The organism is Parasedimentitalea denitrificans (assembly GCF_011813015.1).
Classification (GTDB): domain Bacteria; phylum Pseudomonadota; class Alphaproteobacteria; order Rhodobacterales; family Rhodobacteraceae; genus Parasedimentitalea; species Parasedimentitalea denitrificans.
This window is the reverse complement of sequence record NZ_QHLQ01000017.1, coordinates 1-15091: the sequence shown is the minus strand read 5'-3', so window position 1 is coordinate 15091 and position 15091 is coordinate 1. Positions and strand designations below refer to the sequence as shown.

15 protein-coding genes are annotated in these 15091 nt (G+C 55.3%); 9 read left to right on the top strand and 6 right to left on the bottom strand.

All coding sequences use genetic code 11. The features are described 5' to 3' along the window. From nosZ to DL239_RS15490, 6 genes are read left to right on the top strand one after another with little or no spacing between them, the layout of a single operon-like run. Complete coding sequence (nosZ, locus tag DL239_RS15515) at window positions 1–1917, top strand: TAT-dependent nitrous-oxide reductase (RefSeq protein WP_167685015.1); 1917 nt, start codon at window positions 1–3, stop codon at window positions 1915–1917. 4 nt (window positions 1918–1921) lie between these two features. Then, entirely contained in the window at window positions 1922–3178 is a 1257-nt protein-coding gene (locus tag DL239_RS15510; RefSeq protein WP_167685014.1) for a nitrous oxide reductase family maturation protein NosD, read from the top strand. Continuing rightward, the gene (locus tag DL239_RS15505) at window positions 3171–4064 is read left to right on the top strand and encodes an ABC transporter ATP-binding protein (RefSeq protein ID WP_167685013.1); all 894 of its coding nucleotides are present in this window, start codon (window positions 3171–3173) and stop codon (window positions 4062–4064) included. Before DL239_RS15510 ends, DL239_RS15505 begins: the two co-directional genes overlap by 8 nt. Beyond that, window positions 4061–4885, top strand: coding sequence for an ABC transporter permease (locus DL239_RS15500; RefSeq protein ID WP_167685012.1), 825 nt, complete (start codon window positions 4061–4063; stop codon window positions 4883–4885). The genes DL239_RS15505 and DL239_RS15500 overlap by 4 nt, the downstream gene beginning before the upstream one ends. Beyond that, on the top strand, window positions 4882–5403 hold the full coding sequence (locus DL239_RS15495) for a nitrous oxide reductase accessory protein NosL (RefSeq protein WP_167685011.1): 522 nt from the start codon (window positions 4882–4884) through the stop codon (window positions 5401–5403). The genes DL239_RS15500 and DL239_RS15495 overlap by 4 nt, the downstream gene beginning before the upstream one ends. Beyond that, window positions 5400–6308 (top strand): FAD:protein FMN transferase, encoded by a 909-nt coding sequence (locus DL239_RS15490; RefSeq protein ID WP_167685010.1) that lies wholly within the window; start codon window positions 5400–5402, stop codon window positions 6306–6308. Before DL239_RS15495 ends, DL239_RS15490 begins: the two co-directional genes overlap by 4 nt. Window positions 6309–6360: 52 nt before the next feature. Here DL239_RS15490 and DL239_RS15485 read toward each other — a convergent pair whose 3' ends face one another. From DL239_RS15485 to DL239_RS15460, 6 genes are read right to left on the bottom strand one after another with little or no spacing between them, the layout of a single operon-like run. After that, on the bottom strand, window positions 6361–7206 hold the full coding sequence (locus tag DL239_RS15485) for a class III extradiol dioxygenase family protein (RefSeq protein WP_167685009.1): 846 nt from the start codon (window positions 7204–7206) through the stop codon (window positions 6361–6363). Between the two features lie 10 nt (window positions 7207–7216). Further along, window positions 7217–7573 carry a protocatechuate 4,5-dioxygenase subunit alpha gene (locus DL239_RS15480; protein ID WP_167685008.1) on the bottom strand — a complete coding sequence of 119 codons (357 nt, stop codon included), beginning with the start codon at window positions 7571–7573 and terminating at the stop codon, window positions 7217–7219. Window positions 7574–7624: 51 nt separating this feature from the next. Continuing rightward, complete coding sequence (locus DL239_RS15475; protein WP_167685007.1) at window positions 7625–8512, bottom strand: amidohydrolase family protein; 888 nt, start codon at window positions 8510–8512, stop codon at window positions 7625–7627. After that, complete coding sequence (locus DL239_RS15470; protein WP_167685006.1) at window positions 8509–9564, bottom strand: 4-oxalomesaconate tautomerase; 1056 nt, start codon at window positions 9562–9564, stop codon at window positions 8509–8511. Before DL239_RS15470 ends, DL239_RS15475 begins: the two co-directional genes overlap by 4 nt. After that, window positions 9557–10249 carry a 4-carboxy-4-hydroxy-2-oxoadipate aldolase/oxaloacetate decarboxylase gene (locus tag DL239_RS15465; RefSeq protein WP_167685005.1) on the bottom strand — a complete coding sequence of 231 codons (693 nt, stop codon included), beginning with the start codon at window positions 10247–10249 and terminating at the stop codon, window positions 9557–9559. The genes DL239_RS15470 and DL239_RS15465 overlap by 8 nt, the downstream gene beginning before the upstream one ends. Then, the gene (locus tag DL239_RS15460) at window positions 10246–10983 is read right to left on the bottom strand and encodes a PIG-L deacetylase family protein (RefSeq protein ID WP_167685004.1); all 738 of its coding nucleotides are present in this window, start codon (window positions 10981–10983) and stop codon (window positions 10246–10248) included. Before DL239_RS15460 ends, DL239_RS15465 begins: the two co-directional genes overlap by 4 nt. Window positions 10984–11110: 127 nt before the next feature. On the opposite strand from DL239_RS15460, the gene DL239_RS15455 reads away from it, so the two are divergent. The 3 genes from DL239_RS15455 (at window position 11111) to pobA (ending at window position 14811) form a co-directional block, all read left to right on the top strand. After that, entirely contained in the window at window positions 11111–12328 is a 1218-nt protein-coding gene (locus DL239_RS15455; RefSeq protein ID WP_167685003.1) for a LysR family transcriptional regulator, read from the top strand. A gap of 228 nt (window positions 12329–12556) precedes the next feature. After that, window positions 12557–13501, top strand: coding sequence for a Gfo/Idh/MocA family oxidoreductase (locus DL239_RS15450; RefSeq protein WP_167685002.1), 945 nt, complete (start codon window positions 12557–12559; stop codon window positions 13499–13501). A 137-nt stretch (window positions 13502–13638) separates the two neighbouring features. Continuing rightward, entirely contained in the window at window positions 13639–14811 is a 1173-nt protein-coding gene (pobA, locus tag DL239_RS15445; protein WP_167685001.1) for a 4-hydroxybenzoate 3-monooxygenase, read from the top strand. Window positions 14812–15091: the final 280 nt, after the last annotated feature.

The window sequence follows — 15091 nt, the reverse complement described above, 5'->3', positions numbered from 1 at the left end:
ATGTCAGAACAAGACAACACCCTGAACGTCACCCGTCGTGGCCTGTTGGGCGCGACTGCAACCGGAGCCGTGATGGCAACAGCCGGCGTTGGCGCGACCTTGATGTCCGCCAAAGAGGCCAGCGCTGCCGCCAAGGCCGCCCTGGAGCCAGGTGAACTGGATGACTATTATGGCTTCTGGTCCTCGGGCCAGACCGGCGAACTGCGCATCATGGGTGTTCCATCCATGCGTGAATTCATGCGCGTTCCAGTGTTCAACCGCTGCTCGGCCACCGGCTGGGGTCAGACCAACGAATCCAAAAAAATTCTGACCGAAGGCCTTCTGCCAGAAACCAAAGAGTTCCTGGCTGCCAACGGTAAGGAAATGTACGACAACGGTGACCTTCACCACCCTCACATGTCGTTCACAGATGGCGTCTATGACGGTCGCTTTATCTTTATGAACGACAAAGCAAACACTCGCGTTGCCCGTGTGCGCTGTGACGTGATGAAGTGCGACAAGATCATCGAGATCCCTAATGCCATGGACATCCACGGCATGCGCCCACAGAAATACCCACGCACCGGTTATGTCTTTGCCAACGGTGAGCACGAAGCACCACTGGTCAACGATGGCAAAATCCTGGATGAGCCTTCGGAGTACGTGAACATCTTTACCGCCATCGACGGCGACGAGATGGAAGTGTCCTGGCAGGTGATCGTATCGGGCAACCTCGATAACACCGACTGTGACTATCAGGGCAAATATGCCTTCTCGACTTCGTACAACTCGGAAATGGGTATGACCCTGGCCGAGATGACCGAAAGCGAAATGGACCACGTTGTTGTTTTCAACATCAAGGCCATCGAAGAAGCCATCGCTGCGGGCAACTACGAAGAGCTGAACGGCGTAAAAGTTGTCGACGGTCGTAAGAACGCGGGTTCGAACTTCACTCGCTACATTCCGATCCCGAACTCGCCACACGGTGTGAACGCTGCGCCTGACAAAAAGCACATCATGATCAACGGTAAGCTGTCGCCAACCGTTTCTGTGATCGATGTTGAAAAAGTCGACGCACTGTTTGCTGACAACGCGGACGAGCGTTCGTGCATCGTTGCAGAACCAGAGCTGGGCCTTGGTCCTCTCCACACTGCGTTCGACAACAAGGGCAACGCCTATACCACTCTGTTCTTGGACAGCCAGGTTGTGAAGTGGGACATCCAGAAGGCAATCGACCTGTATGCAGGCGCGGATGTTGATCCGATCCTCGACAAAGTCGACGTGCAGTATCAGCCGGGTCACAACTCGACTTCGATGGGTGAAACTGCCGACGCTGATGGTCAGTGGCTGATTTCGATGAACAAATTCTCGAAAGACCGCTTCCTGAACGTTGGTCCGCTGAAGCCAGAGAACGAGCAATTGATCGACATCTCGGGTGACAAGATGAAGGTTGTCCACGATGGCCCAACCTTTGCCGAGCCACACGACAGCATCATTGTTCGCCGTGATATCGTGAACCCGGTCAACGTCTGGGACCGCAACGACCCAATGTGGGAAGATGCACGGGTTCAGGCGGCTGCCGATGGTATCGACCTGGAAGAAGGTGCCGAGGACATCATCCGTGACAAGGATGATCCAACCAAGGTTCGCGTCTACATGACCAGCCAGGCGCCTATGTTCTCGATGGAGAAATTCACAGTCAACCAGGGTGACGAAGTAACAATCTATGTCACCAACCTTGATGACGTGGATGATGTGACCCACGGTCTGTGTATGGCCAACTTTGGTGTCGCCATGGAAATCGGCCCAATGGCAACCGCATCGGTTACCTTTATTGCTGAACGTCCCGGCGTACACTGGTTCTATTGCCAGTGGTTCTGCCACGCGCTCCACATGGAGATGCGCGGCCGGATGATGGTCAAACCTCGCGAGGCTTAAGAAAATGCGTTGGCTCCTACCCATAGTTTCACTGATCTGCTCACCTGCTTTGGCGGCTGAGTGGGATGTGCCCAACCGGGCGGGAGCCATTGCGGCAACATTGGCGCAGGCGGCGGATGGTGACACCCTCCGCCTCGCCCCCGGTACATATACCGAAACAATTACATTAGACCGGCCCATCACCCTGGATGGGCGCGGTGTCGCCGTGATTGACGGCGGCGGAACCGGAACTGTGATTACTGTTACCGGACCGGGTGTTACCGTCTCTGGCCTGACGGTTATCGGCTCGGGGTCGGATCACGAGACCCTCGACAGTGGGATCAAGCTAACCAAGACGGCCAAGGCGCCGCAAATTCTGAACAATACCCTGCGCGGCAACCTGTATGGCATCGACATTCATGGCGCCCGCGATTCACTGGTTGCTGGCAACACCGTCGAAGGCCGTCAGGATCGCCACATGAACGCGCGTGGCAATGGCATCTATGTCTGGAACGCACCCAGCGCAGTAGTCGAAGACAACTCGGTCCGCTGGGGTCGCGATGGCATCTTTGTCAACAGCTCCAAAAAGAACATCTTCCGCAACAACGAGTTCCGCGATCTGCGGTTTGCGGTACACTACATGTATGCCGATGACTCTGAAGTGTCCGGCAATGTCTCAATCGGCAACCACCTAGGGTATGCCGTGATGTTTTCCACCCGTGTGCGTGTCACCGACAACGTGTCACTGAATGACCGCGATCACGGGATTATGATGAACTATGCCAACAAAAGCGTTGTGACCGGGAACTATGTCAAAGACGCAGCGGGCAAATGCACGTTTTTGTACAACTCGCACAAGAACGATTTCAGCGGCAACTGGTTCCAGGGCTGCGACATCGGCATCCATTTCACCGCCGGATCAGGCAACAACCGCATGGTAGAAAACAGTTTCATCGGCAACCGGACGCAGGTCAAATACGTCTCTTCCAAATGGGTGGAATGGTCCGAACAGGGCCGTGGCAACTATTGGAGCGACTTTGCCGCCTATGACGTCGACGGCAACGGCATCGCCGATACTCCCTACAGACCAAATGATAGCATGGACCACGTCTTGTGGACCCAACCCGCCGCAAAAATGCTGCTTGGCTCACCCGCTGTGCAGCTAGTGCGCTGGTCGCAGGCCGCCTTTCCGGCGCTGCTGCCGGGTGGGGTGATGGACAGCCATGCACTGATGGCCCCGGTCAAACCAGCGGCAAGCAATAAGGTACCCCAGGATGGATAACAGCCTGATCATCAAATCCGTTAACAAGTTTCGCGGCAAAGCACAGGTGTTGCAGGACATCGACCTGACAGTCGCCCCCGGTGAACGCCTAGCCCTGTTGGGCCACAACGGTGCTGGAAAATCGACCCTGATCAAATCGATACTGGGCCTGACGCCGATCCATGGCGGCAGCATTTCGATCAACGGCGCAGCGCCCGGCTCGGCAGCCGCTCGCCGGGATACTGCCTTTCTACCCGAGGCCGTGAGCTTTCACCCTGCCCTGACAGGGCGCGAGCAGCTAAGCCTGTTTGCCAACCTGTCTGGCGCATCGGCTGATGTCCCCGCCCTGCTCGAACGTGTTGGGCTGGCAGATGCACTGGACCGCCGCATTGGCACCTATTCCAAGGGCATGCGGCAGCGTCTGGGATTAGCACAGGTTCTGCTGGGCCGCCCAAAGGTGGCCCTGCTGGACGAACCGACCAGTGGCTTGGACCCGATTTCACGGCAGGATCTATATGCGATCATTGATGAGCTGGCTGAACAAGGCACTGCTGTGTTGATCGCCAGCCACGCGCTGACCGAGGTTGAGGCGCGCACCGACCGCATCGCCATCCTGCGTAAGGGGGTGAAGGTTGCAGACAATACACTGGCCGAGCTGTCGTCAGAGGCAGCCTTACCCACCCGCCTGCGCATTACTGCCCGTGCAGGTGAGATTGAAAAACTGGCGCAGCAGGTTGGCGGAACCCGCGTCAACGGTGCCTCGGTTGAGCTGCGTTGCAGAGCTGACCAGAAAATGAATGAGCTGCGCCGGATTGCAGCGCTGGGGGATGTGGTTGTTGATGTCAGCATGACCCCGCCCAAACTGGAAGACCTGTATCGCCATTTTGCCAAGGAGAACCGTCCATGACCCCGCGCGCCCTTGCCATCGCCGGATCCGAGCTGCGGATCCTGCGTCGTAACCGCTGGCTGTTCATGGCCACGCTGATCATGGTGCTGTTTGCCCTGGCGCTGACCTTTGCTGGCAGTGCGCCCACCGGAAGTCTGGGCGTGGATATGCTCACCGTTTCCGTGGCCTCAATGACCACCCTGTCGGTCTACCTCGCCCCATTGCTGGCGCTGATGATGTCCTTTGATGCCATTTCCGGTGACCGGGATCGTGGTAGCCTGTCTCTGTTGTTGTCTTATCCAGCCGGGCGCGGGGAAATCCTGTTGGGTAAATTTTTGTCCCATCTTGCCGCGCTAGCCTTTGCCATGACCGTTGGGTTTGGCACTGCTGGTGCCCTTGCCGCTTGGTCGGGCGGAGCTGGTGTCGACAGTCTGCTGGCGCTTGGACGTTTGATTGCCACCTCAATCCTGCTGGGGGCCGTGTTCCTGGCCCTGGGCTATGGGGTATCTTCGATCTCTGGCAGTTCTACCGCTGCGGCTGGAATGTCGGCGGCCCTTTGGCTGATCTTTGTAGTGTTGTATGACCTTGGACTGCTGGGCGCTGTGGTCATGGATGAAGGTGGCGTTTTCACCCAGTCTATCTTCCCTTGGCTGATGGTCGCAAACCCCGCCGATGCATTCCGGGTCTGGAACATTGCTGCGTCCGAGACCATCGCTGTGACCAGTGGCATGACAGGTGCCGCTAGCGCCCTACCTAGCTGGGCTGCCCCTTTGTCGTTGCTTATTTGGCCGCTAATAGGTCTTGGCTTGGCTCGAGTTGCGTTCGGAAGGGTCGAGCCATGAAGCTGCACATCCCGATCCTCCTCGCTTTAGCCCTCACCGCCTGCAAAGAGGAAGAGGCCAAGGCACCACCACCGCCAGTGGAGTTGAACACTGCCGCGCTCAGCTTTTTCTGCCAGATGAACGTTCTGGAACACGGCGGGCCAAAAGGACAGGTCCACCTAGAGGGCTACCCTGCCCCGTTGTTTTTCGCGCAGGTTCGCGACCTTGTTGCCTATATGAAGAGCCCCGAGCGCGATGCCCAGATCACCGCTGTATACGTGAGTGACACAGGCAAGGCTGCCAGCTGGGACGATCTGGGGGAAGGCAACTGGATTCTCGCTAATGACGCCCAGTTCGTCATCGGTGCCAACGTCGCAGGCGGAATGGGAGCCCCCGAAATTGTCCCTTTTGGCGACGCTGCCTCAGCAAAGCCGTTTCTTGACAAATATGGCGGGCAACTTTTGCCTTTCACTGAAATACCAGACGATGCCGCATTGGCTCCTGTTGATCTGTCCCAAACGCTGGAAACCCCCTCATGAAGAACTTGAACCGCCGTCGGTTTCTGACAATCTCAGCCGCCGCGTGTAGCCTGCCAATGCGTGCAGTAGCTGCTGCGCCGCCAGCCCGTTGGCGCGGCATCGCGCTAGGTGCTCAGGCGACACTTCAAATTTCAGGGGTAACTCAGACCCAGGCGAATCCGATCTTCATGGCCGTCGAGAATGAGCTGTCGCGCCTTGAGGGTATCTTTAGCCTGTACCTAGAGATGTCTGAAATTGCGCGACTGAATTCCACTGGATACCTAGCAGCCCCCTCACATGAACTGCTCGAAGTTCTCAGCATTTCGAACATGCTGAATACAGCTTCTGACGGTGCGTTCGACCCAACAGTCCAATCGCTCTGGCAGGCATCCGTAACTGCGGACAATGCAGGCTCTGCGACAGGCTGGAAGTATCTGCAATATAATAGCAAACGGGTGGAGTTCACTCATCCAGACACTGCCAAGATGGGGCTTACCCTCAACGGAATTGCGCAGGGCTATATCACAGATAAAATTGCTGAACTCCTCCGCCACAAGGGTCTAACCGACGTCCTGGTAGACTTTGGTGAGATCGTTGCAAGCGGCCAACGCAGCACTGGTCAGGATTGGCGCATTGGCATCAAAGCACCTGACCAGCAGTTGATCAAAAAAATGACCATGGCAAACCGCGCCCTTGCCACCTCGGCGCCAATTGTTCCCGTCGGCAACGGTGCCCAACCAAGCCCGCATATTTTCTCGCCAAACGCCGATCTCCGGCTTCAACACGGCCTGGTGTCTATATCCGCCCCGACAGCCGCCATCGCTGACGGTCTTTCAACGGCGTGCTGCCTGCTCTCGGAACACCAGATCCAAGCTGCACTGGATCAGATCCCCGGCACCAAAGTTGAAGTGCTGCAATCGCTCTGAAAATCAGTTGCGACCACCCTTGTTCAAGAGCGGTCGCAAAACCACGTTCTTATTACTCGCACTCAAGCAAAAGCGTGCCCGAGGCGGTGTTCGAGATCGGGATGTGATAGTTACGCGTAATCTCGGTCACGTTGTCGCCCAGCGCACCACGCATCATCATCCACATCAGAAACTCAGTCCCCTGAGCCCCGGCTTTTTCTACCAGTTCCTGACGGGTGATTTTCGTCAGCTCTTCAGGATTGTGGGCAATATTTTCGATGCAGTATTGGTCAAACTCTTTATTGATAAAGCCCGCACGTTCACCTTCCAATTGGTGACTAAGCCCACCAGTTCCAAGAACAACCACCTTCAGATCCTCAGGGAAGCTTTCAATTCCCTTGCGCAAGGCCTTACCAAAATCCAGCGCCCGTTTCAGCGTTGGGATTGGATGCTGAACAGTGTTGGCCGAAATTGGGATAGCCCGTGGCATATCAGGATTATGCGGCGCGCCTGGCCAGAACAGCTGCATGGGAACGACAAAACCATGGTCAACCGCCAGCTCTTGGCATGAGGTGATGTCGAATTCATCCGCGACCATGCTCTCAATAATGTGCCAGCTCAATTCAGGGTGTCCGGGAAACGGATCCAGCGACGGCAGCCCCCAGCCCTCGTCCTCATTGCGGTACTCATGCGCAGCACCGATAGCAAAGGTTGGCATCTGATCTAGGAAGAATCCCAAGCCATGGTCGTTGTAGATGTTGATCACAACGTCCGGTTTGTTCTCTTTGATCCAGTTGTGAATTTTAGGGTAGCCGTCAAAGAACGGCTTCCAATAAGGGTCATCGTGCAACTCGTCCTGAATTGCCTTGCCCACGGCAGGAATATGCGAGGTCGTAATACCACCAAGAATTTTCGCCATTTCGCTCTCCTTACGCCTGATCCAGCAAGTGCTGTTGAAACTCTTCAGTGGTCATGCCGGTTTGTTGTCCGCCCACGTCCTGAACTGACAATTTGAAAATCCCAGCGAGTTTGGCGAGATAGTAGATGTTGCCACCTGCCTCGATCATGGCAAGGACATTACGATCCCGAACAGCTTGCTTCTGAGTGTTATTGAGCCCGTATTGCTCCATGAACGCCTCTTCGTCAGCTTTGAACGCGTTACGGTTTTCTTCCTTGTTGAACGCGTAGCACATCTTATTCAGCGCATAGCCTTTCATGGCCTGCTTACCGTCAAAAAGTGTCGTCCCAGGAATGTCGATATGATAGTCAAAGCCCGGTTGGTCCATCGGGGATCCTCCGCTTTTTGTTACGCGCCTGATGTCAGGCGAATGCAATGTTCACGCCCAGTATAGACGCATCGGGTTGTCAACTAGCAACTGCTGCTGCTGTTCCTTCGTCGGTGCAATTCTCGTAATGAAATCAACCAGCACACCGTCATCAGGTATGTGCGATTTCATGTTCGGATGGGGCCAGTCAGTGCCCCACAACACCCGGTCAGGAAAACGCGCGACGATTTCTGCACAATAGGCCACCACATCGTCGTAGGGCGGGCCCTGCTGCGACAGACGATCCGGACAGGTCACTTTGGACCAGATGTTGTCATTCTCTTCCATCAAACGGATGAAACGCTGGAAATCAGGATGATCGACGCCTTTGGAAACATCCGGACGGCCCATATGGTCAACCACTACGGTGGTGGGCAGCTGCTTTAGAAACGGTTCAATCTCTTCCAGATCCTGAGCCTCAAAGTAGACCACAATGTGCCAGCCGAAATCCTTGATCTTGTTCGCAATGGAAAGGAACACGTCTTTGGGTGTGTCATCCACCAGACGTTTGACAAAGTTAAACCGCACCCCGCGCACCCCGGCCTCGTGCATCTCGCGAATTTCAGCTTCGGTGATGTCCGCTCCAACAGACGCAATCCCCCGCGCCAGATCACCGGCGGATCGGCAGGCGTCAACCATGGCCCGGTTGTCCTTACCGTGACAGGTGGCCTGCACGATGACATTGCGCTCAAACCCCAGATGATCGCGCAGCGCGTATAGCTCAGCCTTGCCCGCATCGCAGGGAGTGTATTTTCGCTCAGGGGCAAAAGGGAACTCAGCAGCCGGGCCAAAAACGTGACAATGCGCATCCACAGCCCCCTTAGGCAGCTTAAAATCCGGCACCTTCGGCGCGGGATGGAATACCAGCCAATCCGCGTCCATTTTTTGCACCTCGGTCATGCGTATACTTCTCCGTCCATCAGTTTGCGGGCAGTTCTAAGGATCGCGGCGGATGCGACATCTCCGGTTTGGTCCAGCGTTGCAACAACTGTCATTTCGCCAGCCGGATGTTCGACCGAAAGCGATCGAACTTGGCCCTGACCGGTTTTGGCCAGTTCTTGCGCAGGCGTGCCGTCTATCAGGCAGGCAGTGGCGACACTAACCGCCCCCAGCACACCAATTGTCTTGTGACAGCGATGCGGAATAAAGGTCCGAGTGGAAATCGCCCCCCCCGAGTGAGGCGCACTGACCATTGTCATTTTCGGTACCGACTTTTCCACCACATCGCCGAGGCTCATCATGGGCCCACATTTCAAGCGGATCGCCTCTAGCTTGGCGCGCAAAGCAGCATTCCCCTCAAGCTCCTCAGGGCTTTCCTGACCCGTAATCCCCATATCAGAGGCCCGCATCACCACGCAGGGCATGCCGTTGTCGATCATCGTCAGTTCAACACCTTCGATAACATCAACCGCATTTCCAGTCGGCAGCAACGCACCACAACTGGACCCAGCTGTGTCCTTGAACTCGACTGGCACAGGGGCCGAAGTACCAGGCACGCCGTCAATTCTCGCGTCACCCTTGTAGCTAACCATACCACCAGGCGTTTGAACCTGCGCAACCGCAGCCTGCCCAGTGTTTTCCATATAGATAGTGACCGGGGTCTCGCCGTCTTGCGCTTTCACAAGGCCCCGCTCAATGGCGAATGGCGCGACGCCTGCCAACATGTTTCCGCAGTTCTGCGCATCTGTGACAATAGGCTGATCGGTGAACACCTGTAAGAATAAGTAGTCAACATCCACGCCTTCGCGACTGGACTTACGAACCACCGCAACCTTAGACGTCAACGGATCAGCACCACCCATTCCGTTGATCTGTCGGGCGTCAGGTGATCCCATCAGCCCCAGCAACAGGTAATCCCGCGCCTTGGTATCGTCCGGCAAGTCCTCGGCTAGGAAATAGCCCCCCTTGGACGTGCCACCACGCATCCACATGGCCCGAATGCCGTCAGACATACTTCAGGCCCTTTTCAGCCAGCCGTCCGCGCATGTCGTAGATATCAAGCCCCAGTTCTCCGGCCTCAAACCGAGCGCGCTTGCCCGTCTCGTTCGCTTCTCGGGCGCGGGCCTTTTTCAAAACCTCAGCAGCCTCATCGCGACGCACCACGCAGACGCCATCATCATCCGCGACAATAACATCCCCGGGATTGACCAGCGCTTCGGCACAGACCACTGGCACATTTACCGAGCCGAGCGTCTCTTTGATCGTACCTTGGGCAAAAACAGCCTTGGACCAGACCGGAAAATCCATCTCAGTCAGATCACGCACATCGCGCACGCCGGCATCAATGATCAAACCCTTGCACCCATGCGCTTTGGCCGAAGATGCCAACAGATCGCCAAAATAACCCGCAATACTGGGCGAGGTCGGAGCAAGCACCATGATGTCGCCCGCCTGCAACTGCTCGATAGCCACGTGCAGCATCCAGTTGTCGCACGGTGGAGCCGAAATGGTCACCGCACTGGCAGCAACCCGCGCGCCAGAATAAATCGGTCGCATATAGGCCGCCAGCAGCCCCTTGCGCCCCTGCGCCTCATGCACAGTCGCCACGCCACATTCAGCAAGCCCGTCGATGACAGACTGATCGGCACGTTCGATGTGCTGAACGACAACACCTTGGGTTCCGACAGGATAGCTCATGCCAGTTCATCCACTGTCTGCGGGAATATCATCTCAAAGCCTTCGGCGTACTCTGCTTTACGGCCACCGGCCATTCCGCCCGAGTTGCGGCGGAAGTGGTTGCCGCGGTTTTCAGCTACGTTGGTATAGAAATCCCACAGATGTTCCTGCCCCTGCATGCATTCAATCGCCGCGCGCTTCTTCTCCCAGACAGACGTGATGTCTAAGAAAACATTCGGCTTCCACGCCATCTGTTCAGTCTGGTGTGGCTCAAACAGATACATCTGCGGCGCGCCGAGCACCTTTTGCCCCGGGTTATGCCCCCAAGCCTGCGCAATCATCCGGCACTCCAACGCGAATTGCGTCGTATTCATGTGGTCGGTGTTATAAGGATCCCACTTTGAATGGCTCATCATCCACTCGGGCTGAACCTCGCGGATAATATCAACCATCTGATCTTGCGCATCACGATCCAATCGAAGCGGATAGTCCCCTAGGTCCAGAAAACGAATATCATTGACACCCAGCGCATCTGCCGCAGCCTGCGCCTCTTCCTGACGGACCTTCTTGACCGTATCCAACGTCATGCCATCCTGCTTCCACAGCTTGGCACTTTCGCCACGCTCCCCAAACGACAGGCAGGCGACGGTCACCTCATAGCCCAGCTCCTGATGCAGGGCGATTGCTCCACCGCAGCGCCAAACGAAGTCAGCCGCATGTGCGGAAATTACCAAAGCGGTTTTCTTGTCAGCCATTATGTGCATCTTCCACGGTTTTCACAGGATACCAAAGTGTAGGAAAGAAATGCCCCTTAAGGCCACTTTGTTTCCTGACAACCACATTTGATTTTGTTACAAAGTGGAAAATCACAAGGCAGATCCAATGCCCTCTCTTCCCCAAATTCGGTATCTTTACGTCGTCCACGAGATCTATCGCCACCGTAGAATTAGTGCGGCTGCGGATATTGTTCACGTGTCACAACCTGCTGCAACCCAATCCTTAGCAAGGGTGGAAGAGGCGCTTGGGGAAAAGCTATTCAATCGGCAACCAAAAGGAATGTTGCCCACCAAGGTGGGAGAGTTATTCGAAGGGCGTTTGGCCCGAATACTCGAACACCTACGGCGCGGCGAAAGCCTTGCCCGGAAAAAGGCCGCTCGAAAATCGAACCAGACCTCACGACAGGCGTTCCACAAATTCTGTTCACCAGTTCAACTACGAGCTTTGATTGCGATCGAAAAAACAGGCAGCTTCAGCCAAGCAGCAACTGAATTAGGCGTCAGCCAGCCCGGAGTTCACCGCGCCATTCGCGAACTCGCCTCACTATCTGGCCTGCCCCTTCTTGATCAGACCCGAGGCGGCGTAGAACTGACAGCCCCCGCCGAGGTTTTCGCGCATCAGGTTAGACTGGCCATGAGCGAATTTCAGCAAGCGATATTTGAAATCAACGAACATCTCGGCCGGGATGTCACACGCATCAATTTGGGCTCTTTGCCATTATCACGCACAACCGTCCTTCCTGCCGCAATTGATGAGCTCTTGAGCCAAGCTGGGGTCAGCGTTCAGATTAACTGCGTAGATGCAAGATATCACGCCCTTCTCAGAGACCTGCGGTTCGGCGATTTGGACTTTCTACTGGGGGCATTACGCCACCCACAACCCGCCAACGATGTTGTGCAGGAAGAGCTATTTGTTGATCGCCTCGCCGTAGTCGTTGGCCCCGACCATCCACTGATCAAAAAGAAAGATGTCACACTCGAAGATACACTTTCTTTTCCCTGGATAGCTCCTCCTAAGGAAACACCATCGGGGGCATATTTGTCGGATCGCCTACGCATACAGGACATGCCCCAAACTCCTGTCCGCATCGTCTCCAGCTCAATGGGCCTGCTACGCGGCCTGCTATTGAGAGGCGATTACATCTCAATTGCCTCTAAACGTCAGATCGAAATCGAAGAACAACACAGTACTTTGGTCCAACTGCCGATAGACTTACCCGAGTCTGAGCGGGCAATTGGCCTGACATTCAGGGCCGGATGGGCACCGACACCCGTTCAGCAACGATTCATAGAAATCATCCGCAGCACAGCCGCCAACGAATAGAACCTGGCGCCAAGACTAACAAAATCAAATATCACTGCCTGCATTCAAATCCCATATTTGAACTAATCGGTGCTATGCATTGATCCAACCGCCATCCGTCTCTTGCTGCGATCACAGACAGCGGCACAGGGCAGCGGTCGCAATAACAGCGTCAAACGCATGCGACCACCTGCCTTTTGCAGCCCTTTTTCGCCCCAAGAAGTCAAAACCAACATGGGGAAACATGTGATGAGAATTTGCGTTGCAGGCGCCTACGGCGCGTTTGGTTTGAAACATCTGGACGCATTATCCGATATCGAAGGTGTCGAAGTGACCTCTGTTATGGGGCCTACCAAATCCAAGATTGAGGCGCTGGCGTCCGAACGCGGAATTGGTCACGCCAGCACGACCCTTGAGGAATGTCTTGCACGGGATGATGTTGACGCAGTGATCCTGTCGACCCCCACCCAAATGCACGCAAGCCAGGCGATTGCCTGCATGGACGCAGGGAAACACGTGCTGGTCGAAATTCCAATGGCTGACAACTTGGAAGACAGCCAAGCCGTGGTCGCCAAGCAGAAAGAAACCGGTTTGGTTGCTATGGCGGGCCAAGTGCGCCGCTTTAATCCAAGCCACCAGTGGATCAAAAACAAGATCGACGCTGGCGAGCTGAAAATCCAACAGATGGATGTGCAAACCTATTTCTTCCGCCGCACCAACACAAACGCCAAGGGCGAGCCACGGTCCTGGACCGATCACCTTCTATGGCACCACGCTTGCCACACAGTTGACTTGTTCCAGTATCAGACCGGCAGCAAAGCGGTAAAAGCCTTTGGCCTACAGGGGCCTGCCCATCCTGATCTGGGCATCGCAATGGATATGGCCATTGGCATGAAGTCCGAGGACGGCGCGATCTGTACATTGTCTCTGTCGTTCAACAACGACGGGCCATTCGGCACATTCTTCCGCTACATTTGCGACAACGGCACCTATCTCGCCCGCTACGATGACCTTTATGACGGGAACGAGAACCAGATCGACCTTAGCGATGTTGCCGTCTCCAACAATGGTATCGAACTAATCGACCGCGAGTTTATTGCAGCGATCCTCGAGGGCCGCACACCCAACGGCTGTGTATCCGACGTCCTGTCAGCCATGAAAACGCTGGATGAGATCGAAAAATCAATGATGTGACCAACAGGCCCGTCACAAGGCGAGCCTACTGGTACAATGTCACTTCGGCCCGCCGAGTTTTGGCCAGATACCTCCAATCAATTGCCACACCCTTCCGTCGGGTGCTGACAGATGATCGGGAAACCTGAGGAATGAACATGAAAACCAAAGTCGGAATCATCGGCGGCGGGCCGTCAGGCCTCTTGCTAAGCCAACTCCTCGACCTGCAAGGTATCGACAATATTGTGCTAGAAAAGCACAGCCGCGAATATGTACTTGGTCGCATCCGGGCCGGTGTTCTGGAACATGGATTTGCCGAGTTGATGCGCGAGGCTCAGTGCGGCGAACGCATGGACGCCGAGGGCGAAATACACGAAGGTTTTTATATCGCCGAAGGTGGTGAGAAGCGTCGCGTTGACCTAGACGGACATACGGGCGGAAATTCTGTTGTGGTCTACGGTCAGACCGAATTGACCCGTGATCTGTACGATGCCCGTGCAAAGATGGATGGCAAGGTCATCCACAACGTCGAGGACGTGACTCTACACAATCTAAAAGGCGACGCCCCCCACATTACCTACCGCGAAGGCGACAATATCATTCGCATCGATTGTGACTATATCATCGGCGCAGACGGGTTTCATGGCGTCAGTCGAAAATCGATCCCCAAGGATGTGCTGAAAGAGCATGAGAAAATCTACCCTTTTGGCTGGCTCGGGGTTCTAAGCCGAACTAAGCCAGTGTCCCCAGAACTGATCTACGCCAAGAGTGACCGAGGGTTTGCCCTGTGCTCGCTACGTAGCCAGGTCCTTAGCCGCTACTACATTCAGGTCCCAATGTCCGACACTGTCGAAGACTGGTCCGATGACGCATTCTGGACGGAGCTAAAGGCACGCCTCCCCAAAGAGGTCGCGGAAGGATTGGAAACAGGCCAGTCCATTGAAAAGAGCATCGCCCCTCTACGCAGCTTTGTGGCGGAGCCTATGCGCTATGGCAATCTGTTCCTGGCCGGCGACGCAGCTCACATTGTGCCCCCAACTGGTGCGCGTGGTCTGAACTCGGCGGCAAGCGATATCTACTATCTGTATCATGCCCTGCTGGATCACTACAAAAACGATGACGATACCGGCCTTGAAAACTACAGCGAGAAGGCCCTGGCCAGAGTTTGGAAAGCCCAACGTTTCAGCTGGTGGATGACCAGCCTTCTCCACACGTTTCCTGAAAACAACGCCTACGACAACAGGTTGCAACAAACGGACATGGAGTACCTATTTTCGTCCAAGGCGGCCCTCACCTCGTTGGCCGAAAACTATGTCGGCCTGCCATTCTGATTATCAAGGCAGGATCGTTCACCATATAGATCAATATCATTTCTTTTCATAACAGCCTACTGCCACACTTGGGGGGCAGTAGGCTATGTGGTCGTTTTAACTTCACATGGCTTCTACCTAGTGGACCTGCCGACGCACAGATTCCTCCCCTTTGATAGCATTTATTGCACCAAAGGAGACTGACTATGGGACTGAAACGGAAGGATAAATTTCGGCGGGATGCTGTTCGCATTGCACTGACAAGCGGGTTAACGCGTACTCAGGTTGCTGATGACCTTGG